Source organism: Clostridium magnum DSM 2767 (genome assembly GCF_001623875.1).
Classification (GTDB): domain Bacteria; phylum Bacillota; class Clostridia; order Clostridiales; family Clostridiaceae; genus Clostridium_AM; species Clostridium_AM magnum.
The window spans coordinates 90344-117293 of sequence record NZ_LWAE01000006.1; the positions used below are offsets into that span (position 1 = coordinate 90344).

Genomic DNA, 26950 nt, shown 5'->3' on the forward strand with positions numbered 1-26950 from the left:
ATACTTTTATAAGTATAATAATTTAAAAGAACATGATCGGGAGTTGATAATATGCCAGCATCAATCAAGGATGTAGCAAAAGAAGCAGGAGTATCAATTGCAACTGTTTCAAGAGTTTTAAATGACGTAGACGTTGTTAATGAGGAAACTAAAAAAAAGGTTGTAGAGGCTATAAATAAATTAGGTTACAGACCTAATATAGTTGCAAGAAGTTTAAAAACACAAAGAACAAAGACTATAGGTATAATAATACCAGATATATCAAGTCAATTTTACCCTGAGATTGTAAGGGGAGCTGAAGATGTAGCAAACATATATGATTATAATATAATGCTATGCAATACTGATTTAGATCCAGAAAAGGAAATGGAATATTTGAGAGTGTTGAAGGAAAAAATGGTTGATGGAGTTCTTTATATGAGTACTTCCCTAGAACCTAATATAGTAGATCTTATAGATAAACTTCAACTTCCTATGGTTTTAGTAGAGACAACAAATAGAGAAGGCAATATTCCAAGCGTAACTATAGACAATGAAAAAGCAGCTTTTGACGCAGTTAACTATCTAATTAAAAGGGGAAATAAGAACATAGCATATGTAGGAACACATGAAGATGAAGTGAATGCTAGCGCCTTAAGATATAAGGGCTATAAGCATACCCTTGAGGAAAATGGATTGAAATTAAATGAGAACATTACTTATTTTGGAGGACTTAAGGCACAGGATGGATATGAAGGTATTGTTGAAATTTTGAAACATGGAAAAATTGATGCAGTATTTTGTGCCAGTGATGAAATAGCTATGGGAGCAATAAATGCATTAAGAGACAATGGATTCAGAGTGCCTGAAGATATAGATATTATAGGATTTGATAATATATATTCAGCTTCTATTTTCTATCCAAAGATTACCACTATTGCTCAGCCAATGTATGATATGGGATCAGTAGGTATGAGAATGCTTATAAAAATTATTAATAAGCAAGAAGTAGAAAGTAAAAATTACATACTTGACCATGAACTTATAGAGAGAGATTCTTGTAAAAAATAATTATTAAAAAGGTGTGCATCTTTTATGTGCATCTTTTTAATATAAATTTAACACAAAACTCTGGTAAGGTAGTATATAATATACCTATTGATATGTATTAGAGAGAGGAAAGTAAAATGATAGAACATTTAATAGATGGAGTAATTTTTGTCTTAGATAAACTAGGTTATTTTGGAACCTTTATGGGGATGGCTCTTGAAAGTGCATGTATTCCTATTCCTAGCGAGGCTATACTTCCCTTTGGAGGTTACTTAGCCTACACTGGAAGATTAAATTTATTTTGGATGATAATGATGGGTACATTAGGTGGAACTGTAGGATCAATAGGAGCATATTATTTAGGTAAGGTTGGAGGAAGACCGTTAGTTGAAAAATATGCGGATAAACTTAGACTCTCTAAGTCACATTTAGAGAAAAGTGATGAGTATTTTAATAAATATGGAGAAAAAATAGTTTTCTATTCAAGGTTGTTACCAATAATAAGAACATTTATATCATTACCAGCAGGTATAAGTAAGATGGATTTTAAAAAATTCACTATATACACATTCTTAGGATCTTTAATATGGAGTGTATTGTTAGGATATGCTGGGTATAAAATGGGAGAAAATTGGACAGCAATGCGTCCTTGGTTCCATGTAGCAGATATACTATTTGTTGTATTTGTAGTTGGATTTATAATATATAAGTTTGTGAGAAAAAAAAATGAAAATGTTAATGCTTAATATAAAAACCTCAATGAATTTTTAATTCATTGAGGTTTTATTTTATCCGATGAATACCCGCTCTAATCCTCCCACTTATCAAAGCGGGAGGAAATAGCGGGTACGTCCCTGGATTCGTTCAACTAAGAATCAATTGGAGTTTGAAACTCCAATTGATTCAAGTTTCCGCTTCACCTGTATAAAAAATTTTATCGAAAAACTCTGTCATTTAAATTTGAATTATGTTTAACGAAATTTTTGAATAATATCAATGCTAATGGTATAATTTAACATAAAAGTAAATATACTTATAATTTGATATTGTGGAGGGGAAAACATGAATTATAGAGATAAAGTAAAACAACTATTTTTTTATTTGTTAAATGTAAAAAACTTAAATGAGAAGATAATAAGAAATGTATGGGATTATGAGAACTTATATTGGGAAAATGAACTTTTAAAAGCAATTGGATGTAGTGTAAATAAAAATAGCAGTAAGGAATGGTGGCTAAAAGTAAATAAGAAATGTAGAAGATTATATGATCAGTTTTTAAAGTTGTATTTAGAGTTAAAAAAAACAGAAAAAAATCTAGAAATTGTTTGGGGACATGGGCTTATTGTTTGGAAGTTTCATGGACATAAAATAGTGCATCCAATTCTTACAACAAAAATGAAGCTGAATTTCGATGATAAAAATGAAGCATTTACCCTAGTTCCAAATAGTAAAACTATAATGGAAACAGGTATTTTTGAAGGCTTGGATATACCAAACTTAACTGGAATACTTCAAGTAGAAAATAGATTAAAAGATCTTACATTAGATCCAAGAAATATAGCTTATACTGAAAGAATCCTAAGGGAAGTTGCAGCATACTTAAGTGCTGACGGAAGAGTTGAAAAAGAAAGTATTAATACAGATAAAGTATTGAGTCTATTAGAGAGTCCTATAATTTATGACACCCCTGTAATTTTGATAAGAAAAAATAATATGAGATTATGGCAAGGAGAAATAAGCAATATCATTAGCGAAATAGATAAAGGCTGCCGAATACCTGAAACAATTAGAGCCTTAGTAGAAGATACGAAAATAGAAAAAAATGAAAAGGATTTAGAGGAGTGGAAGGATGTTAGAAGAGATGTATTTTTTCCTCTGTCTGCAAACTATGAGCAGAAGGAACTTATTAAAAGAATATCAGACAATTATGGGGTTGTAGTGCAGGGAGCGGCTGGAACAGGTAAAAGCCATACAATAGTGAATTTGATGTGTCATCTTCTTGCACATGGTAAGCGAGTGCTTGTAACTAGTCAAAGTGAGAATACCTTGAAAGTTTTAACTGATAAAATACCAGAGCAAATAAAGCCACTTTGTCTAAGTGTTTTGGGAAATGATGCTAACTCTTTAGAAGATCTTAATGAATCAGTAAAGAAAATAATAGATAACATGTCTGCAGATCCAAATAGATTGTATGATGAGGTTGAAAATCTAAAAAGGGAACTACAGCTCTGTAGAAGAAACCAAAATTTATTATGTATGAAGTTTAAAGAAGTTCAAAGGATAGAAAATCAAAATGTAAAATTTGGTAACGGGGAATGCAAGATTATTGACATAGCAAAGTGGGTTAAAGAAAATGAATATAAATGTTCATGGATTCAAGATCAAATCTCATTGGAAGAAGATATGCCTTTAACTGAAAGTGAGTTTGATAGATTAATAGGTTTGTTAAAAGAAGTAAGCAGAGATTATAAAGAAAATTTCAGAGCTATAAATATAATGCTTCAAAAGTTACCTTCTAGTAATGAAATATGCAATTCTGTATATAGATTTAAAGAGCTAGAGGAAAATCAAGAAAACTATATAGAGGCGTTAGATGGGTGGCGCATTCCTGATAATAATAGATGTAATTATGATGAGCTACTAAACTTATTAGAGGAATGTAAGTTTAAGATGGAGGAGTTGGATAAGGATTCGTTTTTAAATATATTAGAAAAATATTATAGCAGCAAAATAATACGAGAATCACTTAATGATGTGGAGCGTAAGTGCAATGATTACATGCTAATGTTGGAAAAGATAAAAATAGAATTAAGAAATCACAAAGTAGAAATTCCAAATAATATTAAATTTAACAAGGATTTTGGTTATTTGTATGAGCGTTTAAGTTTAAGAGGAAGAATAGGGTGGCTGTTCAAATTTATTCACCGGGAATATACGTATATTACAAATGAGTGCAAGGTTGATGGGAATCCATTGGAAAATCTACAGCAAGCTTCAATTGTCAAGCTGTATTTACAAAAAAAGTCTATTTTTAAAGAGCTAAAAAATCTATGGAACAACATAATGAAAGAATATGGTGGTAATTTAATATTGTCTGAAGGAAAGGAATTGGGACTAATAGTTATTGAGGAATATGTGAAAAAATTAAACACCGTAGTTAATTGGGACAACAACTATAAGAGTCAAATAACATTAATGTTGGGTAAAATTTCAGTTCCAGAAGGTATAGATTGGTATAGGAAGGATACTTATGACTATTTAATAAAATCTATACTATGTATAAAAAAATTGGAGGAATACAACAATCTAAAGGCCTATATTGAGATTTTGAAAAAGGTGCTCTTCACCACAGATAAGGCCATAGAACTAAAGGAAGCTGTAGAAGAACTTGATATTAATAAAATAAAAATAGCTTTAAATAAAATAGAAAGCTTTAATAGAATAAAAAATAAGGCTTTAGAGCTAGACAAGCTTATAAATAAATTAAAAACAGTATGTCCGGCTACTGCAGAAAAAATAACTAATGAATGGGAAGGGTGTAAGTATAATTCTAGCGACTGGAAAAAGGCATGGAAATGGGCTAAGTGTAATAGTTTGTTAAAGTATATTTGTGATTTAAATCCTGATTTAATAGAGGGTTCAATGGAAGAAGAAAAAAGAAGGGAGAAAATACTTATAGAGAAAATTATATCTAAGAAAGCATGGTATAGCCAGATTATAAAAACGTCAGAAAGTGAGAAGAGAAGCCTTTTTTCTTGGATGCAAGCTGTAAAAAGGATAGGGGAAAGTAGTGGTAAAATGCTATCAGAATATAGAAAGATAGCTCAAAATGAAATGGAAAAGTGTAGAGAAGCTATTCCTGTTTGGATTATGCCATTAAATAGAGTTATTGAAAATGTAACAATATCGGAAAATTTATTTGATGTAGTTATTTTTGATGAGAGTAATCAAAGTGATATATTTTCAATATGTGCATTAATGAGGGCTAAGAAGGCTGTAATAGTAGGAGATGATAAACAAATAAGTTTTGATCCGGTAGATATAGACCAAGAGTTTATTCATAGTCTAATTAATAAGTATTTAAAAAATGTACCTCAACGAGAATGGTTTGATCTTCAAATAAGTCTTTATGATACTGCTCTTAGGGTGTTCCCGAATAGGTTGATTTTTAAAGAACACTTTAGATGTTTACCTGAGATAATCGGATTTGGTAATGAAAGATTTTATTGTAATGAAATTAAGCAATTAAGGTACCCTAATTCTTATGAAGATTTTTATCCGACAATAGTACCAGTAAGAGTAACTGGGGTATATACAGAAGAGCATAAGGGGATAAATATTCCTGAAGCTGAGTTTTTAGTAAATAAAATAGTAGATTGCTGCAAAGATAAAAGGTATTTAGGAATGACTATGGGAGTTATATCACTTTTAGGTGAGCAGCAAAGCCAGTTAATAAAAAGTATGATAAGAGAAAGATTAGCAGAAGAGGAACTAGTAAAGAGAAAAATTGTCTGTGGTGATGTTTACGCTTTTCAGGGGGACGAAAGGGATATAATGTTTTTATCTATGGTTGTTTCAAAAAATGTACAGTTTGCGCCAATTACCAGGGACTGTGATGTAAGAAGATTTAATGTAGCAACTAGCAGAGCAAGAAATCAGATGTGGGTATTTTATTCCATAGATACTAATGATATAAGTCCGGAATGCATAAGATATTCATTACTTAAATACTGTTTGAATTATAAAAAGAGAAATAGTAGGCATAAAAAAGTTGAACTTTCATTTATGACAAAATTCCAAAGAGATGTTTATGAATTAATAAAAAGTAAGGGATATTCCGTTGAGGCGGATATAAAGCTAGGACAATACAAAATAGACTTTGTAATAGATGGAATAAAAAACAGAGTTGCAGTAATATGTGACACAGATACTAATATTGATGAACATAATTGGAAAGAAGGTATAGAAAGAAAATTAGAACTAGAGCAGTTAGGATGGATATTTTGCAGGATAAGAGGAAGTGAATTTTATTATAATAAAGAAAAAGCTATGGAAAAGTTATGGGATAACCTTGGGGAGATCGGTGATGAGGTATATAAAAATGAAAAATCAATAATGAACAACCTTAAAGTAGTGTAAAGATGTTTAAAATAATACTAAATACATTTATAATTGTAATTAAGTGTTATTTTTAAGCAAGGGTGATTTTGATGGCAAAAATGATATATGAAGGTATTCCTATAGAATTTATATCACAAATATCTAAAAAAGAAGCAAATAGTAGAAAACCAATATACCAAATTCATAAGTGGTTTGGAAGAAAAACTGATGCTATATTTAGGAGCATACTTTTAGCATTAGAATTAGAAGGAGAAGAGTCTGTTAAATTTAAAGAAATATACTATAAAGAGAATAGTAAACTTTTACAAGGAAAAATAATATTAGATCCTTTTATGGGAGGAGGAGTGACTTTAATAAATACTCTTAGATTAGGCGGAAAGGCTGTAGGAATAGATGTTAATCCTGTAGCATGGTTTATCACAAAAAACGAATTACAACTTCCTGAGGTAAATACCAATAAAGATATTGAAGATGAAGAAGAAATAATAAATATATTAACCAGTGAGTTTGATAAACTAGAAAAAAATGTGGCAAAGGAAATAAAAGAAGCTTATACAACAAGTATATACGATTGTAATGAAAATATAAAAAGAAAAGTAGATATAATGTATGTACTATGGGTTAAGAAAGTTAGATGTCCAAAGTGCGGAAAAAATATTAAATTATTTTCTTCCTATCAAATTACAAAATTAAAGAAGGAGGGATTTGAAAATTATAATATATGTCCAAAATGCGGAGATATTGTAAAAGGCAATGAAAGAAATTTATCTTGTAATAAGTGTCATACTAGCTTTGATAGAGATGAGGGCATTTATAAAGGGAGAAATGTCCTATGCACTAACTGCAATGAAAAGATAAATTTAATAAAACAGGTAATGAAGAGGAAGAACAATCCTCTTTCAGTGGAGATGTATGCAATTCAATATTATGATAGCAAAACCGGAAAGAAAGGATTTAAGGTTCCTGATAAGGAAGATTTAGATAAGTATAATGATATTAAGAAAAGAATAAAAAGCTTAAGTGGATCAATGAGCATGTTCATTCCAAAAACTAAGATACCGGGGGGGTATAATACAAAACAAATACAGAATCATAACTATAAATATTGGAGACAAATGTTCAATGATAGACAACTTTATTACTTATCTAGATTATTAGAAGAAATAAGTAAAATATCGAATGAAAAAATAAAAGAATTATTTTTATGTATATTTTCTAATACAGTTAATGCCAACAACATGTTTTGTATTTATAATTCACAGTGTGCAAAGATAGAACCATTATTTGGAGATCATCATATGGCTCCTGTAATAAATCCCGTGGAAAATAATATATGGGGAACAAAATGGGGAAGAGGTAGCTTTACTAAATATTTTAGAGGCTTTATACAAAGTAAAAGATTTAATCTGAGCCCTTATGAGAGAGTAACTTTTAATGGAAAGAATAAAAACATCATTTTAAAGGATGAAAAATTTTATTCGGAATTTGCTGAAAATTTTGAAGAAATGGTCAATAGTGATAAAAATACAATTTTGAAATGTGATACAGCAGAGAACTTATCATTTTTGCCATCAAAATCAGTAGATGCAGTAGTTACTGATCCACCTTATTATTATGCTATAAACTATGGAGAGATAAGTGAGTTCTTTTATGTGTGGACGAAAGAAATTCTTAGAGACAAGTATTCATATTTTCAATCTGAACATATCTTATGTGACGACGAGGTAACTGTCAATGACATTAAAGGTATAAGTAAGGAGGAGTTTGTAAATAAATTATCTACATGCTTTAAGGAAATTGGAAGAGTATTAAAGGATGACTCACCATTAATACTTACTTATAACAATAGTTCAGCAGAAGGTTGGTTTGTTCTTGCTGAATCTTTAATTAATGCAGGATTTTATGTTGAAAAAACATATCCTATCCATACAGAGTTGAGAGCAGGACTTATAGATAATAGAAGAGAAAAAATGAATTACGATCTTGTTATAGTTGCAAGGCTAAAAAGTAATTTTGCTAGCACTGAAATAGATATAGATGAGTTTCTTAGAAAGGTAGACCTTGAATTTGGAAAGACTTATTGTGAGTTAAATGATAAAAATTTATCTAATTTAGATATACTTCTAATTAAAGTTGGAAAGGTTCTTGAGGTTTATTCTCATCATTGTAATGGTATACATGAAGGTAGAAGAAAAGATATTGTGAAAGAATTATTGAAATGTATTTATAATAAAGATTATAATTGTAATGTGAATAATATAAAATTTTTTTAGATAAAAAATGCTAAAGTAGGTGAAACAAATGGATATACCTGAACTTACATATAAAGTTAAGGATATTATGACTACTGATTTTATAAAAGTTTATGAAAATGACAATATAGAAGATGTATTTAACAAGATGATAGAATCTTACAGAGATGAAGTTTTAATCATGGATGCAAATGACAAAATAAGAGGAATATTTACTAGAAGCGATGTAACTAAAATTAGAAATAAGGGCATATCCTTTAAATCATTTATAGGGCAATTTTTAAATAGAAATATAATTACAATAAGTTCTGATGCATCTGCACGAGAAGCAAGAGATATTATGATTAGCAAAAATATAGGAAGGATTCCAGTTGTACAACAAGATAAAGTTATAGGTATAGTGACCGGTAACAATATAAGGGATACATTTTATGTAAAAATAGATGAACTTTTTAATCTTTATAATAATGTTTTTGATAATTTGCATGAGGCGGTTTGTATATGTGATAAAGAAGGAATAGTTAGGTACTGGAATAAAAGAGCTGAAAGTTTATATAATGTAAAAAGGGAAGCAATAGTTGACCAGTATATAGGAAAATTTTTTCCTAATGCTGCAAACTTGCAGGTCTTAAAAAATAAAAAAAGAATTAATAATGTTTGTCATGAACCAGTAAAAGGAAAACTTGTCGCATTAAGTGCTGTACCCTTATATAATTCTAGAGGTGAGTTAACTGCAGTAGTTTCAACTGATAGGGATATTACAGAAGCGGTAAATTTAACAAATCAATTGGAGTATGAAAAGAAAAAGGTTGAATTCTTAGAGCGTGCTTATAAAAACGAGATTGCAGCCAACTATAGTTTTTCTTCGATAATAGGGAAAAATAAGAAAATAATTGAAGCAATTTCTGTTGTGCAAAAAGTAGCACCTACTTCTGCAAGTGTTCTTATTACCGGAAAGAGTGGTACTGGTAAGGAAGTTTTTGCGAAAGCTATACATGAGGCTAGTGGAAGAAGCGGAAACTTTGTAGCAATTAATTGCAGTGCTATACCAGAAAACCTATTTGAAAGTGAATTATTCGGATATGTAGAAGGTGCTTTTACCGGGGCTGTAAAGAAAGGGAAAATCGGTAAGTTTGAATTTGCTAGTGGGGGAACATTATTTCTAGATGAAATAGGAGACATGCCATTAGAGATGCAAGTTAAAATTTTAAGAGTACTTCAAGATAGAATTATATATAGATTAGGTAGTGAAAAAGCTATAACTACAGATACTAGGATAGTTGCTGCTACTAATAAGGATCTTAAAAAGCTTATACAGGAGAATAAGTTTAGAGAGGATTTATTCTATAGGTTAGCAGTAGTTCAGATTGAACTTCCACCCCTTAAGGAGAGAAAAGAAGATATTAAGGATCTATCTAATTTGTTTTTCGAGCAGGTATCAAAACAAGAAGGAATAAAAATAAGTTCTATTGATCAAAGCGTATATAAAATACTAACAAATTATAAGTGGGATGGTAATATAAGAGAACTTAAGAATGTTATACAAAGGATGGTTGTCTTATCTAATGACGGGAAGATAACCATAGATGCTATTCCTGAATATATTTTAGAAGGCATACAATTAGATGAAAATGAAAAGATTGATGAATTTGATTTAGAAAAAGTGGTAGAGGATATAGAAAGAAGGACTATTAAAGAAGTAATGAATATGGTTAACGGAAACAAACAACAAGCAGCAAAGATATTAAATATTAAAAGAACTACGTTATATTATAAGCTAAGTAAATATGAGATATAGTTATAATGCACTAACAACTGCAGATAATATTTATTGCAGTTGTTTTTTTATGTAAAAAGTTGTTAGCTAGTGCGATATTATGTTAAAATACACTAATTACATATTTATTTTAAAACCTAACAAAGTATTATATAATGAAATTGAAAAATTTTGACTGGAGGTGTCGTTATGGCAGAGAAAAGACTAACTGAGTTATCAAGAACTTCTGGATGAGCGGCTAAAATAGGGCCGGAGACCCTTTCGAAAATATTAGGTAAGTTACCTAAAATGGAGGATAAAAACTTAATAGTTGGAATAGAGACCTCTGATGATGCAGCTGTTTATAAATTAAATGATGAAACAGCAATTATACAAACTTTAGACTTTTTTACACCTGTAGTAGATGATCCTTACACTTTTGGTCAGATTGCAGCAGCTAACTCCTTGAGTGATGTATATGCCATGGGGGGAAAGCCTACAGTAGCTTTAAATATAGTGTGTTTCCCGTCATGTTTGTCTATAGAAGTGCTTGGAGAAATACTAAAGGGTGGAGCTGATAAAGTAATTGAAGCTGGAGCCGTAGTTATAGGTGGACACACCGTTGATGATAATGAGCCTAAGTATGGTTTATCTGTCATGGGGGTTGTGCATCCAGATAAGGTTCTTAAGAATTTTGGCGCTAGGGTTGGAGATGTTGTTATAATAACTAAACCCTTAGGGACAGGAATAATAAATGCTGCTATAAAAGGGGAAATTGCTTCAAAAGAGGCTTATAATGAAGCTGTTAAAGTAATGTCTACTTTAAATAAATATGCTGGTGAAATTATAGTGAATTATGAAGTTACTGCATGTACTGATATAACAGGTTTCGGACTTATGGGGCATGCATATGAAATGGCAGCTGCGTCTCATGTTACTTTAAAGTTATTTAAAGATAAAATACCTTATATACATAGTGCTAAAGAATATGCACAAATGGGACTTGTACCTGCAGGGTCTTACAATAATAGAAACTACATAGAAGGGAAGTATGGGTTTACTGACACACCAGAGTGGATGAAGGATATTTTATTTGATCCGCAGACCTCTGGAGGGCTTATGGTTACATGTTCTAAAGAAGAAAGTGAAAAAATTATATTGGAACTTTCTAAATTAGAACTACCTTCAGCAGTGATTGGTGAAGCAATACAGCAATATGGAGAAAAGTACATAATAGTGGAATAATTAGCAAGAACAATATATTAAATATTGATAGATAGCGAAAATAGTAATAATTTTTAATACAAAAGAGGTGTAATTGAGCATGGAAAAAAAGAAATTACTAAGAAAGCTTCCCAAGATAGATGAGCTTTTAAAAGAAGAAGAAATAAAAAGTGAACTGGAAAATACTGCGAGGGCCTTAGTAATAGATGCCTTAAGGACCTCTATAGATAACTATAGAGTACTTATACTAAATGACAGTATAGAGAATTTTAAAAAGGAAGATATCCTAAAAGACTTCAAGAACATAATAGAAGAAAACAAAGGTTCTAACTTTAAAAAGGTTATAAATGCAGCAGGTGTAGTTATACATACTAACTTAGGAAGATCACTGTTAGCTAAAAAGGCTTTAGAGAATGTTATAAATGTTTCTGATAACTATAACAATCTTGAATACGATTTAAAGAAGGGCCAAAGAGGTTCAAGGTATAGCCATGTAGAGGAGCTTATCAGAAAAGTAACTGGTGCTGAAGCAGCGGTAGTTGTAAATAATAATGCTGCAGCAGTTATGTTAGTTCTAAACACACTGTGTAAGGATAAAGAAGCTGTAGTATCTCGAGGTCAACTAGTTGAAATAGGAGGATCTTTTAGGGTACCAGACGTTATGACCTTTAGTGGAGCTAAACTTGTAGAAGTAGGGACAACTAATAGAACCCATCTTTATGATTATGAGAACAACATAAATGAATTCACTGGCGTTTTGTTAAAAGTACATACCTCTAATTTTAAGATTCTTGGATTTACGGAAGATGTATCTTTAGAGGAGTTAGTGGAACTTGGAGCTAAGAGTAATATACCAGTAGTCGAGGATATAGGAAGTGGAACTTTGGTGGATTTCTCAAAGTATGGGTTTACCTATGAACCTACAGTACAGGAAAGCATTAAAAAAGGTGTAGATGTAGTAACCTTCAGCGGAGATAAAATGCTTGGAGGACCTCAGGCTGGTATAATTGCGGGAAAAAAGGAATATATAAATAAGATGAAAAAAAACCAACTTACAAGAGCTTTAAGAATAGATAAAATGACACTTGCAGCTTTAGAAGGTACCCTTAAATATTATCTAGATGAAAAAGAAGCAGTGGAAAACATCCCTACTCTTTATGCAATATTAAGTGATAAAAGTGAACATAAGAAGAGAGCTCAAAGGCTGAAGAGAAAGCTTCAAAGCAAAGTTAAGGGATTTCAATTTATTATTGCAGAAGACTATTCTATGGTTGGTGGAGGCTCAATGCCTGTAGAAAAGATTGAAACATATGTGATAAGGGTTAAGAATGATAAATTCTCACCGAAGGAGTTAGAGAAGGAACTTAGAGAAAATAAAATTCCTATAATTATAAGAGTAGCTAATGATGAAGTTATTATGGATTTGAGAACTATGTTTGATAAAGATTTTGACGATGTAGTTGATGCTTTTATAATATTAAGTGAGAGATAAGCATTATCTGAACATATCAAGATATAAAGGGAATAGGTGATAACAATGAAGCATATTGTAATTGGAACTGCGGGGCATATAGATCATGGAAAAACTACACTTGTAAAAGCTTTAACTGGTAGAGAAACAGATACCTTAAAAGAGGAAAAGGATAGAGGAATATCTATAAATCTTGGTTTCACATTTTTCGACCTTCCATCAGGTAGAAGAGCAGGAATCATAGATGTACCAGGGCATGAAAAGTTCATAAAAAATATGCTAGCTGGTGTAAGTGGCGTAGATATAGTCCTTCTAGTAATTGCTGCAGATGAAGGAATAATGCCTCAAACAAGAGAGCATTTTGAAATACTTCAACTACTCAATGTAAAAAAAGGGATAATTGTCCTTACAAAAGCCGATTTAGTGGATGAAGATTGGATGGATATGATAAAAGATGATATCCGAAAGGAATTTAAAGATACTTTTTTAAGAGATGCTCCCATCCATGCTGTTTCATCTAGGACTAAAGAAGGTTTAGATGAACTAGTAAATGAGATAGATAAGTTTACAGAGGAGGTAGAGGCTAAGGATACTCAAGGACACTTTAGGCTTCCAGTGGACAGAGTTTTTTCTGTTAGTGGTTTTGGAACTGTGGTAACAGGAACAGTAATAAGTGGATCAGTTAGTGAAGGAGAAACAGTAGCTATTTACCCTTCAAAAGTTACAGCCAAGGTAAGAGGCATACAGGTACATGACCAATCGGTAAAAGCCGCAGAAGCTGGTCAGAGGTGTGCTATTAATATATCTAATATAAAAACTAGCGATGTAAAAAGAGGAGATGTAATTTCTGTTGAAAACTTAATGGAACCCTCATTAATGGTTGATTGTAAGCTTTATTATTTAAAAAGCGCAGCTAGACCTTTAGAGAATAGACAGAGGGTGAGACTTTATCATGGAACCAGTGAAATAATATGTAGAGTAGCAATACTGGACAAAGATGAGGTTAAGCAAGGGGAAGAAGCATATGTTCAATTAAGATTAGAGAAGCCTCTAACAGCACAAAGAAACGATAGATTTGTAGTAAGAAGTTATTCTCCAATGTACACTATCGGTGGAGGAACAATAATAGAGCCGCTTAGCCAAAAGGCTAAAAGATTTAATGAAGAATATATAGAAGAATTAAGAGTAAAAGAAAGTGGAAAGACTGAAAATATAATAGAGAATGCTGTTAAAAATTTAAGTGATACTTATCCTAAAGTTTTAGATATTCTTAAGTCTTTAGGGAAGAATGAAGAAGATATTGCAGATAAACTTGCCACTTTAGTTCAGGGAGGTAGAATAATACAATTAGATAGTGGTGATAAAGCAGCATATTTACATAAGGATTTTCTAGATGAAAAGATTGATCAAATGGTAAATATATTAGAGAATTTTCATGGGCATAACCCTTTGAAGTGGGGGATGTCTATAGCAGAGATAAGGAATAAGGTTTTTGGTAGAAATATAAAGCAAAAAATATATGATGAGTTATTAAAATATTTTGTAGATGATAAAAAAATAGATATACATGGACATTTTATATCATTATCAGGCTTTACTATAAAGTATACTGAAGAACAGAAGGATATAAGAAAAAGTATTATCGGATCCTTTAAGAATGCCAAGTTTACACCTCCCAGATATGTTGAATTAGAAGCTTCTTGTCATGACAAAAAAAGCTTTAAAATGGTCTTTGATTCTATTGTAGATGAGGACGTTTTAGTTAAAGTATCTGAAGATTGCTATTTTTTATCAGAGGATTATGAGAACGCTAAAAGTTTGGTAGTAAGTTTTATAAAACAAAATGGAAGTATGACGCTGGCACAATTTAGAGATGAATTAAATACAAGTAGAAAATATGCAATGGCATTAATGGAAAATTTCGATGGCATAAAGTTAACTAAGAGGTCAGAAGATAAAAGAATTCTTTATTAAAGATTAAAAATTAGAAAATATATTTTTGCAACTCGTAATATGGAAAAATAATAAATATTATAAGTAATATTGTTTAAAAATGTTGACTATGTTATGTACCATAGATTATAATACAGTATGTAATTAAGATTTGGGAGTAGATAGGTGCTGGTGTGCCTGCCGGTCTTCAAAACCGTTCTGCCGTGCTAAGACCACGACGGGTGGGTTCGATTCCCACATATTCCCGCCAAAATGATTGAAAAATATTGGTATATGGAGAACTTACATGAATTTAATAGCTCATGTAAGTTCTATTTTTTTCAAAATTGTTATGTAAAACTATAATGTGGGATTCGCTGATAAATTTATAATTAATTCAATTTTCTCATTTTTTTCAAAAACATATCTATTCTAATATATCTAACTATATTTTCAGTAATACTGTCAGTTTTTTGACTATATCTATAATAGAATGCCTTGTAAAATCAATGAATACAATTACAATGATAACAGTGTGTCATATTTTTGACGGTAGATGTCAAAAAAAACTACACATTTATATGGTAATACTCTCTCATATAACAAAATGTTATACACTAGAGACCAGTCTATTCGTATATCTTATAGTGGTTTAATAAATAATATATGTGTTGGCACAGAATTTGCTTATTAAAATATGTGTAGATAGGAATAGGAGGGGTGGTATGGAAATGTTATATAGGTTTCCTCTTAAAATGCATGTAGGCGCACCTAATGTTTCTTTAGTTAAAGAGGGACAAGAAGTTAAAAGAGGAGAATGTATTGCTGAACCAAATGGTCTAGGAGCAAGAATTCATACTAGTGTGTCAGGGAAGGTTTCTAAAGTTACAGATTCAGAAATCATTATTAAAGCAAATGATATTCAAACAGAAGAATATGTAAAAATTAAAGAATGTGATAGTATAGTTGATACTGTATATGAAGCTGGTGTAGTTGGCGCAGGTGGGGCTGGATTTCCAACTCATATAAAACTTAAAGCAGAAATTTCAGATGGATATATAATTGCAAACTGTGTTGAATGTGAACCAGTCCTACGCCACAACATAGAATTTCTGGAAAAAAGTCCTGAGCTTGTTGTAAAAGGTATGAGATACGCAATGCAAGCAACAGGAGCAAAAAAAGCTTATATAGGTATTAAAGCTAAAAATGATAAAGCAATAGAGGCTATTGAAAAATGCATAAAAGGATCAGAGGATATTGAAGTTAAGAAACTTAAAGATATCTATCCCATGGGAGAAGAAAGAGCTCTTATCCATGCTATATTCGATAAGTGGCTTACGCCAACTCAATTACCAATAGAAGCTAAATGCGTTGTGCTAAATGGAGAAACTCTTGCCAACATAACCAGAGCAGTAGAAGATAGAAAGCCAGTTATAGACAAAGATATAACTATAGTAGGGAAACTTAAGAGTGGAAAAGAGGCAAACGTATTTTTCCAAGTTCCAGTAGGAACGAGTGTAAAAATTCTTATAGAAAAATGTGGTGGTATAGACGGAGAATATGGTGAAATTGTAATAGGCGGGCCATATACAGGAAAGTCAGCAGATTTAGAAGAGGCCATAGTTACTAAAACCTCTGGTGGAACAATTGTAACTATACCATTACCAGAATATAAGCAACCAATAGGACTTCTTGTTTGTGCTTGTGGAGCTGATGAAAATAGACTTAGGGATATAGCAGCAAAAATGAAATCAGAAGTAGTTGGCGTTACAACATGCAAAAATGTAGAAGTAATAAAAGGCGCAAATAAGTGTAAAACACCAGGAGACTGTCCAGGTCAAGCAGCAGGTATTATGTATTTAAAGAAACAAGGAGCAAAAAGAGTATTAATATCTAATTGCAGTGACTGCTCCAATACAGTAATGTGTTGTGCGCCAAATCTTGGACTACCAGTATATCATCACACAGATCATGTGTTTAGAACAGTTGACCATACATTAACTAGAAGATTAGAAGATTAAAGGAGGATAATAATATGTCAATGAGTGCTGAACATGCACAGGAACTTAAAAATGAAGTTGCTGTTGTATGCTGTAGAACAGAAGAAGGAACAATAATATCAGCAGATAATTTAGAAGATCCAGGTATATTCCCAGATATGGTGGACTCAGGTCTTTTAACTATTCCAGCAAACAGCGTAAAAATAGGTGAGGCAATAGGTGCAAAATTACTTAAAACAGTTGATTCACTTACACCTCTAACTCCAGAAATTCTAGAAGGAATTAAGCCAATGGCTGCTGGAGAAAAAGTAGAAGTTAAGGAAGAACTAATAGATGGAAGCACGAAAGCAGTGTTGAAGTATAATAAAAAATCAGGTGAAACTATTAGTGTTTCAGATTTAGAAAACCCAATTCATTTTGCAAAACTTGAAGATTCTCTATTAATAAAATTGGATGAAAAAGTTTTAACAAGAGAAGAAGTAATTGGATCTGTATTAAGAGTAGATGCACCAGCATTAACTCCTGTAACACCTGATATGTTAGAAGGATACGAGGAGGAAACAACAATGACAGAGGCACCAAAAGCAATAACAAGTGTAACTGGCGGAGTTCTTAGAATTAAGATTGCAGAAGGTAAAGGTATTGATATAGAAGTACCTCTAAACACTGGGGCAATTCAAACAACAGCATCAGTTACACCACAAGTACCAGTAGCAGTAAAATCAGAAAAGGCTACTAAGGTTGAAACTGCAGTAGAAGCTCCAACAGTTAAAGCTGAAGAAAAGGTTATAAGAAGTCTTACAAGAAAACACTTTAAAATTGAAGCGGTAAAGTTTGGACCAGAAACAAAAATCGAAGGAACAACCCTATATATAAGAGAAAATGTTTGTGAAGATGCTTTAAAAATTAGCGACTTAGTTAAAGAAATAAAGGTTGATATAATAACTCCAGACAAATACAACACTTATAGTGAAACAATAATGGATGTTCAACCAATAGCTACTAAAGAAGGAGATCATAAACTAGGCTCAGGAGTAACTAGAGTAATTGATGGCGTTATAATAATGGTTACTGGAACAGATGAAGACGGAGTTCAAATAGGAGAATTTGGTTCCTCAGAAGGTATACTTGAAGAAAACATTCAATTTGGTAGACCAGGAGCACCTGACAAGGGAGAAATCTTTATAAAGACTCAGGTAACAATAGCTGCGGGAACTAACATGGAAAGACCAGGTCCTTTAGCTGCTCATACAGCTACAGATGTTATAACTCAAGAAATCAGAGATGCTTTAAAGAAGGCTGATGAATCTCTTGTATCAAGTACAGAAGTATTTGAACAAAAGAGAAGACCAGGAAAGAAAAAAGTTGTTATTGTTAAAGAAATAATGGGTCAAGGTGCTATGCATGATAACCTAATACTACCTGTTGAGCCAGTGGGAATACTTGGTGCAAAACCAAATGTTGACTTAGGAAATGTTCCTGTAATGCTATCACCACTTGAAGTTGCTGATGGGGGAATTCATGCTCTAACTTGTATAGGACCTGCATCAAAGGAATGTTCAAGACATTACTGGAGAGAACCACTTGTTCATCAGGCTTTAAATGATCCAGAATTAGACCTTTGTGGAGTGCTTTTTGTAGGAAGTCCACAAATCAACAGTGAAAAATTCTATGTATCAGAAAGAATGGGTATGATAGTAGAAGCTTTAGATGTTGATGGTGCATTTGTTACAACAGAAGGTTTCGGAAATAACCACATTGATTTCGCAAGCCATATTGAGCAAATCGGTATGAGAGGAATTCCATGTGTAGGATTCTCATTCTGTGCAGTACAGGGAGCATTAGTTGTTGGTAACAAGTATATGAAATATATGGTTGATAACAACAAGTCAGAAGCTGGAATTGAAAATGAAGTTCTATCATGTAATACATTATGTGAAGAGGACGCAATAAGAGGTATAGCAATGCTTAAAGCAGCTATGGCTGGAGAAGATGTTAAAGCATCAGAGAGAAAGTGGAATGCAAATGTAAAAGAAAATAATCTAGAATCAGTTGAGAAAGCTACTGGAGTATCAATAGAAAGAGTAGAAAATGAAACTGCTGTTCCAATAAGTCAAAAGAGACTTGAAAAATACTCAACAAAGTAGGCGATGAAATATGGATTTAAAATATGGTGATAAGATTATTGAAATGCAGGGCATAATTGTTGAAGTTCACGATGGATGTGTTGCTGTAGATCTTAAAGGAAGACTGGGATATCTAAAAGTACCTATGAGAATGCTTATAACAGACTATCCTTTAAAAGTAGGTCAGGAAGTTGGTTTTAAGATGAGCTTTGTAGAGGTTTTATCAGAAGAAGCCAATGAAAAATATGTTAGTAATATTGATATAAGAAACAGAAAGGAAGGAAAAGTATAATGGATTTAACAGTTGTTAAGGGATTACAATCAGAGATATTTGTTCCTATAACTCCACCACCAGTATGGACTCCTGTAACAAAAGAAATAAAGGATATGAAAGTAGCTTTAGCTACTGCGGCAGGAGTGCACTTGAAGTCAGATAAAAGATTTAATTTAGCTGGAGACTTTACATTCAGAACAGTGCCCGGAGACGCTCCATCAAGCGAACTTATGGTATCTCATGGGGGATATGATAATGGAGATGTTAACAAAGATATAAACTGTATGTTTCCAATAGACCGATTAAAGGAGCTTGCAGCAGCAGGATATATAAAAGAAGTTGCAGAAACTCATATAGGATTTATGGGTGGCGGCGGAAACCAAGAAAAGTTCAAAAATGAAACTGGTCCAGCTATTGCTAAGATATTAAAAGATGAAGGTGTAGATGCAGTTTTAATGACTGCTGGATGAGGAACTTGCCACCGCTCTGCAGTTTTGGTGCAGAGAGCAATCGAAGAAGCAGGTATACCTACTATAGTTATAGCAGCGTTACCTCCAGTAGTTAAACAAGCTGGTACTCCAAGAGCAGTTGCTCCAAGAGTTCCAATGGGTGCTAATGCAGGTGCACCACATGATGTTGAAATGCAAACAGCAATAGTAAAAGACAGTTTAGATGAACTTATAAAAATTACTACTGCAGGAACAATAGTTCCATTACCATATGAATATATAGCAAAAGTTTAATTCATAATAGCTACAAGTTTTTAGTAATACTTGTAGCTATTATATAAAGCAAGAATCCAATAGTTAACAGTGACTTATTTCCCTATTAATAGAAAAATGATATTGGTGGCAGTTGGCTATAGGATAAAAAATGGTAAGTGTGGTGTTCTGATATGGAAAGTGAGGCCATAATAAGAAGGCTTGTTATAAAAGTATTTCATATAGAGAAAGTAGAGTTTGCTGATAAGACTTATATAGAAAATGGGGTACTATATATAGAAAAAGATGTGGAAAATACTATAGAGATAGATAAGAAGCTTATAAAAGACATTAAAATAAGCATTATTTCGCCTAACAAGCATGACATATTTGTAAATTCTATAATGGATTTTTCTCCTATAGCAACTAAGGTTTTAGGGAAAATGGGAGAAGGGATAACTCATGTTCTTACTGGAGTAAACGTTATGCTCACTGGAGCCGACGAAGATGGAGTTCAGGTAGCAGAGTTTGGATCGTCAGAAGGGATACTAAAGGAACAGGTTATATTTAATAGAGCTGGGACTCCTTCAATAAATGATACAATAGTCCATGTTGATGTTAAATTATTATCAGGTAAAGGGACAAGCAGACCTGGTCCAATGGCAGCACACGATGCTTGTGACAAAATAATTCAGCAGATAAGAAATTATTTAAAGAAGATTAATGGAAGACTGTGTAATGAAAAACATGAGTTCTTAGATAAAATTAAAGAAGGAAAGAAAAAAGTAGTTATAGTAAAACAAGTTGCAGGACAAGGAGCTATGTATGATACGGGACTACTTGCTCATGAGCCTGGAGGGTTTCTTGGATGTAGATCCATTATTGATATAGGAAATGTCCCTATGATATTAAGTCCTAATGAATATAGAGATGGTGCATTAAGGGCTATGAATTAGAGGTGATTAGTGTGGGAATTGGACCTTCTACAAAAGAAACAACACTGCATCATTTTAGGGATCCTCTTTTAAATGTAGTATCTAATGATGGAGATGTAGATCTCTTAGGAGTTATAGTCGCAGGAACCCCACAAGAAAATCAGGATAAGGTTTTTGTTGCTCAAAGAGTAGCTGCATGGGTAGAAGCAATGAGAGCAGATGGAGCAATAGTTTCAATTGATGGTTGGGGAAATAGTAATATTGATTTTGCCACTGCTATTGAGGAAATTGGAAAAAGAGGAATTCCTGTTGTTGGGATGAGCTTTGTAGGTACGCAGGCACAATTTGTAGTTACTAATGAATACATGGATACCATAGTAGATTTTAATAAATCTAAAGAAGGAATTGAGACAGAAGTTGTAGGAGAGAACAATGTAGTAGAACTTGATGCAAAAAAGGCTCTAGCTTTTCTAAAATTAAAAATGAGAAATAAGGAGGCAAAGTAATGAAGGTTGTAAAAACAATATTTGCAGTGGATTCACATACAATGGGAGAACCAACAAGAATAGTAGTAGGAGGAGTGCCGAATATTCCAGGAAAAACAATGCCTGAGAAAAAGGCATATCTTGAAGAAAACCTTGATTATGTAAGAACAGCAATAATGCTTGAGCCAAGAGGTCATAATGACATGTTTGGGTCAATAATAACTCAACCAACTAAAGAAGATGCGGACTTAGGAATAATATTTATGGATGGTGGCGGATATTTAAATATGTGTGGCCATGGGTCTATAGGAGCAGCAACAGCGGCAGTAGAGACAGGAATGGTACAAGTAGTAGAACCGATAACAAGTATTACTTTAGAAGCTCCAGCAGGATTAGTTAAGGCTGAAGTAAAGGTTCAGAATGGGAAAGCGAAAGAAGTTTCAATAATTAACGTACCATCATTTTTATATAAGCGAGATGTTGAAGTAGATGTTCCAGGTATTGGTGTAGTAGCAATAGATATATCTTTTGGTGGAAGTTTCTTTGCAATAGTTAAAGCAGAAAAATTAGGAGTAGAGATATCGTCAGAAAATGCACAAAAACTGATAAAAGTAGGAATGGATGTATTAAAGGCTGTAAATGAACAAATAGAAATCCAACATCCGACACTTCCTCATATAAAGACTGTTGATTTATGCGAAATTTATGGACCAGCTAAGAGTGAAGACGCAACAATGCAAAATGCAGTAGTATTTGGTCAAGGTCAGTTGGATAGATCACCATGTGGAACTGGAACAAGTGCAAAGCTTGCTACACTTTATGCAAAAGGCCAATTAAAAATGAATGAAGATTTCATATATGAAAGTATACTACAAACAAAATTTAAAGGAAAAGTAATTGGAGAAACTAAGGTTGGAGAATTTGATGCTATAATACCACAAATAACAGGAGCTGCATATATAACAGGTCACAACCAGTTCTTTATAGATCCTGAAGATCCTGTTAAGTATGGTTTTGTATTAAAATAGTGTGAATTAACAATTCACTATAAAAGGTCAGTAAACTATAGAAAGCTAATACAGCATATTATTAACAAAAAAACAGTACTGTGCATAAAATTGTAAAAAAATAAGGGAGGCTATGTAATGGTAAAAATAGTATTCGCATTACTCTTGCTTTTAGTGGCTTACTTCGCGTTTCTATTCTTCGTGGATTATGTAAAAGCAGCTAAAGAAGGTAGACTAGAAAAAACTAGTTTTTTATCACTAGGTTTGGTAGGCTTTGTTACAAACTTTTTTGATACGCTAGGTATAGGAAGCTTTGCACCAACAACTGCACTATTAAAAAATTTTAAACTTTCAGAGGATAGAACAATACCAGGAACACTTAATGCTTCATGTACAATACCAGTAGCAATTGAAGCACTTATTTTTATAACAGTTATCAAGGTTGAGCCAGTAACATTATTCGCCATGCTTGCAGCAGCAACAATAGGGGCTATAGTAGGAGCTGGAGTTGTTGCAAAACTTGATGAGAAGAAGATACAAGTTGCAATGGGAACAGCATTAGTTGTAGTTGCACTTATAATGTTAGCACAACAATTAAAATTAATGCCACAAGGTGGGGAAGCAATTGGACTTACAGGTGCCAAGCTTATAATAGCAGTAGTTGCGAACTTTATCTTAGGTGCACTCATGACACTAGGAATAGGACTTTATGCTCCATGTATGGCACTTGTATTTGCACTTGGACTTAGCCCTAAAATAGCATTCCCGATAATGATGGGATCATGTGCATTCTTGATGCCAGCTGCAGCAGCTAAATTTGTTAAAGAAGGCGCATATGATAGAAAAGCTTCTATGGCAATAACCATATTTGGTACTATAGGTGTTTTTATAGCAGCATATATAGTTAAAGAATTACCACTTAATATTTTGAAATGGTTAGTAATAGTAGTTATAATTTACACGTCCGTTATGATGTTTAAATCAGCTGCTAAAGGAAAAAAGGTTGCACAGCAAAGTTAAAATATTAACAAAAATTTAAAAACATCACTTGTAAAAGAGACCATTGAAAAACTAATAATGTGAACCGTTATCACGAAAGTGATGACGGTTTTATTTGTGTAACAAAGTAAGGCACTTGCTAAGCAAGTGATGGTAATTTTACAGGTAGGAAAATAGAAAAAAGCTTTTTTATATTTATTATAATATGATATTATAAAGTTTATGAAATTCCACAACAATTAAGTCTTATTTTAACAAAGCAATTTGGTAATATGTCAAGAACAAAATGAAAAGAAAATCAAATGATTTCTTTAAAAATGGGTAACCTTAATAAACATACAGTCCAATGAGAAAGTATGTTCGTATAATTTATATAGATTAATCTACTCTATTTGAAGAGTAGAGCTGATTTTTAGCCAGCAATCCAAAAATCATACGAATAAGTTTACGAGATGTTAGCGCGAGTGCTCGTTTGTGCTGATGTGTAGTTACTTCAGCAAATTTCTTCTGATAGAACTCTTGATATTCAGGAATATGGCAAACAACACTTCCTGCAGCTTCTATGAGATAATAGCGTAAATAACGGTTACCAGCTTTGTTCATAGGTGTATTTTCAGCTTTAAAACCTCCAGATTGATTTTCTTTCCACACGATGCCAGCGTATTTAGCAATAGCATCATTACTAGGAAATGCATGCACACTTCCTAATTCAGCAAGAATGCCACTGGAGTAAACAGGGCCAAAACCAGGAATAGACATTAATATTTTGTATTCCACAGGATTCATTCCCATAACAGCTTTTTCAATGGCTTTGTTAATACCTTTAAGTTCTTTATCAAAAGCCTGAATACAGTTGAAAGAACAAGCAATAGAGGTTGTTAATGGCTCATACAAACATTTATCAAGACGGTATGAATTACGTGCAGCTTGCTGCAAAATTTCAGCAGTCATCTGAGGATTAGAAATCCTTTTCCGACTTTTTCTATTGACGAAGTCAACAAGTTCTTCAATTGATGTATTTGCAATATCTTCGGAAGATAGAAATTCAGTAAGTATTGAAGATGCGGTAGCACCGTATTTATTAGAAAAAGGATGATCTTCTCCCTGTAATAATGCAAATTCGCTGAACTTAAGAAATACATTGGATAACATGTAAGTTTTTTCTCTAGTTAAGCATTCAACAATATGAAGTCTGTGCCTTGTAAGTCTTTGCAGAGCAAGATATTGAGAACCACGCCAAGGTTCAATATGAATTCTGCCAACTCTTGCAAAGTCAGCAATAACAAAAGAGTCAATGCCATCATTTTTATCAAGAGAATTAAAGGATTCTTTGTAGTTAGCAACTTCCTTAGGATTCAAGCAGTAAACATAAGGTTTGTAAGTCATAAGTTTTTCACTAGCAGATAAAAAATTGGCTATATGTACTCCATAAAAGGAAGTAGATTCTAAGCCGATTATAACAGCTTTAAAAGTATTGTTTTCTAAAACCTTAACAAGCATGGATTCAAGTTGCTCTGCACCAAATTGCGTATTAGGAACAGGTTTCATCTTAATCAAGAATTCCTGTTCAAAATTAATAGCAGAGACAACATTTTGTCTCGCACCAATATCGATACCAACAAATAGAGTTGATAAGTAATCTAATTTCTTCATGAAATCACCACCTTTCAAAAATAATGAGGAAATTAGAAAGGATTATCCTAATCCAAAGTACTAACTGCAACCTCGCGTAATTAGCATTCATCCAGACGCAAAACCTTGCTGGTGGCTGCGAAAGGAGATGCAACATTTGTGTAAGCAGAATATGATACTTTGGTCAGGCTGCAAGCTTTACAGGCAATAACACAATGTGTTTTGCAGGAGGAATACAGCAGTAACCTTCGCTAAAGTTCCGTTATGACTATTTTAGCATTAGAAAATCCTTTAATAAATAGTAGGTTAAAACAGTATAGATCGGAAAGTATAAGAATCAGCAATACTGAATTGGGAGAATCCCCACTAGAAAAATTGAGATGCTTTCTTAATCTATACAAAATATAAAAAATAAATAAGTTTATAGGCAGTAAATAACTGCTATAAACTTATTATACGAGGAGAATTGGATATGAATTATTACTCATTTTCAGCGGTCGCTCTGTACTTACTAATTTTACTTCTAATTGGGTATCACTCTTACAGAAAAACGAATGACATTTCAGATTATATGATTGGAAGCAGAGGTTTAGGCCCTATGGTTACTGCCCTATCTGCTGGTGCTAGTGATATGAGTGGATGGATGCTTATGGGTCTTCCTGGAGCTGTATATAGTACAGGTATTTCTAGTATGTGGCTTGGTATTGGTTTAACCATAGGGGCTTATTTTAATTATCGTCTTTTAGCTCCAAGATTTAGAATTTATACAGAAGTTGCCAGTGATTCTCTAACTGTTCCAGATTATCTTGAAAACAGATTTAAAGATGATTCTAAGATGTTGAGACTTGTATCTGGTGTAATAATACTTGTTTTCTTTATTTTGTATGTTTCTTCTGGTATTGTAGCTGGAGGAAAGCTATTTAAGGACTTGCTAGGACTTACATATACTTCTGGAGTAGTGGTTACAGTAACCATAGTTGTACTCTACACCTATTTTGGGGGATTTTTAGCTGTAACTCTCACAGATTTTTTTCAAGGTTGTCTTATGTTCGTTGTATTAGTTATGGTACCTACTGTAGCATATATGAACATAGGTGTAGATCCAGGTACCTTTGTATCTAAAGTAAAACATATTGATCCTGCACTATTTGACATACTTAGAGGAACGACTTTATCTACAATTATTGGATTCTTAGCTTGGGGACTTGGTTATTTTGGCCAACCTCATATTATAGTTCGCTTTATGGCTATTAAATGTGCAAAAGAACTGATTTCGGCAAGAAGGATAGGTATAGGTTGGATGGCTATAGGACTTTTAGGCGCCATGGCAAGCGGCCTTATAGGACTTGTATTTTTTACATCTAATAACCAACCGCTAAAAGATCCTGAGATGGTTTTTCTTCGTTTAGGAGATGTACTATTTCATCCTTTTATCACTGGAATAGTACTTTCAGCTGTACTTTCTGCAATTATGAGTACTATTTCTTCTCAGCTTTTAGTTTGTTCAAGTTCTATAACAAAGGATTTTTATCTCACATTTTTTAACAAGGAAGCATCAGAAAAGACTCAAATGTTTATAGGAAGAATATCTGTACTTATAATTGCTGCTTTCGGGATAATATTTGCATATGTACCAAACAAAACAATACTTAACATAGTAGGGCAGGCATGGGCTGGATTTGGTTCTGCATTTGGACCACTGATTCTAATAAGTCTTTACTGGAAACGAATGACAAAGTGGGGTGCACTGTCCGGTATGGTTGTAGGTGGTTTAACAGTTATTATATGGATTGTATCAGGATTATCTTCTTATTTATATGAAATGATTCCAGGTTTTACTTTATCACTTATATCTATTATAGTTGTAAGTCTTTTAACAAAAAAACCTGATGAAGCAATAGTTAAAGAATTTAAAACTATGGAAGAGCACTTAACTGACTAGTAAAGGTGTGACTAAGGGCTGTCTCACAATAGAGTAATTTCTATGTGGGGCAGCACTTTTTATT

18 protein-coding genes and 1 tRNA gene are annotated in these 26950 nt (G+C 32.6%); 18 read left to right on the top strand and 1 reads right to left on the bottom strand.

Annotation, left to right across the window (positions count from 1 at the left end; genetic code table 11):
* The first annotated feature begins 51 nt into the window (after positions 1-51).
* The 17 genes from CLMAG_RS21405 to CLMAG_RS21485 all read left to right on the top strand — a co-directional run bounded on the left by CLMAG_RS21405 (position 52) and on the right by CLMAG_RS21485 (position 23333).
* Positions 52-1050 carry a LacI family DNA-binding transcriptional regulator gene (locus CLMAG_RS21405; RefSeq protein WP_066627281.1) on the top strand — a complete coding sequence of 333 codons (999 nt, stop codon included), beginning with the start codon at positions 52-54 and terminating at the stop codon, positions 1048-1050.
* A 116-nt stretch (positions 1051-1166) separates the two neighbouring features.
* The gene (locus CLMAG_RS21410; protein ID WP_066627285.1) at positions 1167-1775 is read left to right on the top strand and encodes a DedA family protein; all 609 of its coding nucleotides are present in this window, start codon (positions 1167-1169) and stop codon (positions 1773-1775) included.
* 316 nt (positions 1776-2091) lie between these two features.
* Positions 2092-6168 (top strand): AAA domain-containing protein, encoded by a 4077-nt coding sequence (locus tag CLMAG_RS21415; protein ID WP_066627287.1) that lies wholly within the window; start codon positions 2092-2094, stop codon positions 6166-6168.
* Between the two features lie 71 nt (positions 6169-6239).
* The gene (locus tag CLMAG_RS21420) at positions 6240-8423 is read left to right on the top strand and encodes a DUF1156 domain-containing protein (protein ID WP_066627290.1); all 2184 of its coding nucleotides are present in this window, start codon (positions 6240-6242) and stop codon (positions 8421-8423) included.
* A gap of 28 nt (positions 8424-8451) precedes the next feature.
* Positions 8452-10200: a sigma-54 dependent transcriptional regulator PrdR gene (prdR, locus tag CLMAG_RS21425; protein WP_066627293.1), complete on the top strand. Its 1749-nt coding sequence runs from the start codon at positions 8452-8454 to the stop codon at positions 10198-10200.
* Between the two features lie 168 nt (positions 10201-10368).
* Entirely contained in the window at positions 10369-11403 is a 1035-nt protein-coding gene (gene selD, locus CLMAG_RS21430) for a selenide, water dikinase SelD (RefSeq protein ID WP_082832037.1), read from the top strand.
* Between the two features lie 79 nt (positions 11404-11482).
* Positions 11483-12874, top strand: coding sequence for an L-seryl-tRNA(Sec) selenium transferase (gene selA / locus CLMAG_RS21435; RefSeq protein ID WP_066627298.1), 1392 nt, complete (start codon positions 11483-11485; stop codon positions 12872-12874).
* Between the two features lie 45 nt (positions 12875-12919).
* Entirely contained in the window at positions 12920-14827 is a 1908-nt protein-coding gene (gene selB / locus CLMAG_RS21440) for a selenocysteine-specific translation elongation factor (protein ID WP_066627301.1), read from the top strand.
* 132 nt (positions 14828-14959) lie between these two features.
* Positions 14960-15056 (top strand) — tRNA-Sec (locus CLMAG_RS31940).
* Positions 15057-15510: 454 nt separating this feature from the next.
* Positions 15511-16806: a proline reductase-associated electron transfer protein PrdC gene (gene prdC / locus CLMAG_RS21445; RefSeq protein ID WP_066627304.1), complete on the top strand. Its 1296-nt coding sequence runs from the start codon at positions 15511-15513 to the stop codon at positions 16804-16806.
* Positions 16807-16820: 14 nt separating this feature from the next.
* Positions 16821-18932: a D-proline reductase (dithiol) proprotein PrdA gene (gene prdA, locus CLMAG_RS21450; RefSeq protein WP_066627307.1), complete on the top strand. Its 2112-nt coding sequence runs from the start codon at positions 16821-16823 to the stop codon at positions 18930-18932.
* A gap of 10 nt (positions 18933-18942) precedes the next feature.
* Positions 18943-19203, top strand: coding sequence for a CBO2463/CBO2479 domain-containing protein (locus CLMAG_RS21455; protein ID WP_066627309.1), 261 nt, complete (start codon positions 18943-18945; stop codon positions 19201-19203).
* Positions 19203-19928, top strand: a complete 726-nt coding sequence (prdB, locus tag CLMAG_RS31075) for a D-proline reductase (dithiol) protein PrdB (protein WP_082832038.1) — start codon at positions 19203-19205, stop codon at positions 19926-19928. The genes CLMAG_RS21455 and prdB overlap by 1 nt, the downstream gene beginning before the upstream one ends.
* 152 nt (positions 19929-20080) lie before the next feature.
* Positions 20081-20842 (top strand): proline reductase cluster protein PrdD, encoded by a 762-nt coding sequence (gene prdD, locus CLMAG_RS21470; RefSeq protein WP_066627314.1) that lies wholly within the window; start codon positions 20081-20083, stop codon positions 20840-20842.
* 11 nt (positions 20843-20853) lie between these two features.
* Positions 20854-21327 (top strand): glycine/sarcosine/betaine reductase component B subunit, encoded by a 474-nt coding sequence (locus CLMAG_RS21475; protein ID WP_066627317.1) that lies wholly within the window; start codon positions 20854-20856, stop codon positions 21325-21327.
* Positions 21327-22334 (top strand): proline racemase, encoded by a 1008-nt coding sequence (locus CLMAG_RS21480; protein WP_066627320.1) that lies wholly within the window; start codon positions 21327-21329, stop codon positions 22332-22334. The genes CLMAG_RS21475 and CLMAG_RS21480 overlap by 1 nt, the downstream gene beginning before the upstream one ends.
* Positions 22335-22451: 117 nt before the next feature.
* Positions 22452-23333, top strand: a complete 882-nt coding sequence (locus CLMAG_RS21485) for a sulfite exporter TauE/SafE family protein (RefSeq protein WP_066627323.1) — start codon at positions 22452-22454, stop codon at positions 23331-23333.
* Positions 23334-23690: 357 nt separating this feature from the next.
* On the opposite strand, the gene CLMAG_RS21490 is transcribed toward CLMAG_RS21485, so the two are convergent.
* Complete coding sequence (locus tag CLMAG_RS21490; protein WP_066616512.1) at positions 23691-24965, bottom strand: IS110 family RNA-guided transposase; 1275 nt, start codon at positions 24963-24965, stop codon at positions 23691-23693.
* Between the two features lie 451 nt (positions 24966-25416).
* Between CLMAG_RS21490 and putP the strand changes: the two genes are divergently transcribed.
* Positions 25417-26886 carry a sodium/proline symporter PutP gene (gene putP, locus CLMAG_RS21495; RefSeq protein WP_066627326.1) on the top strand — a complete coding sequence of 490 codons (1470 nt, stop codon included), beginning with the start codon at positions 25417-25419 and terminating at the stop codon, positions 26884-26886.
* The last annotated feature ends 64 nt before the right edge of the window (positions 26887-26950 follow it).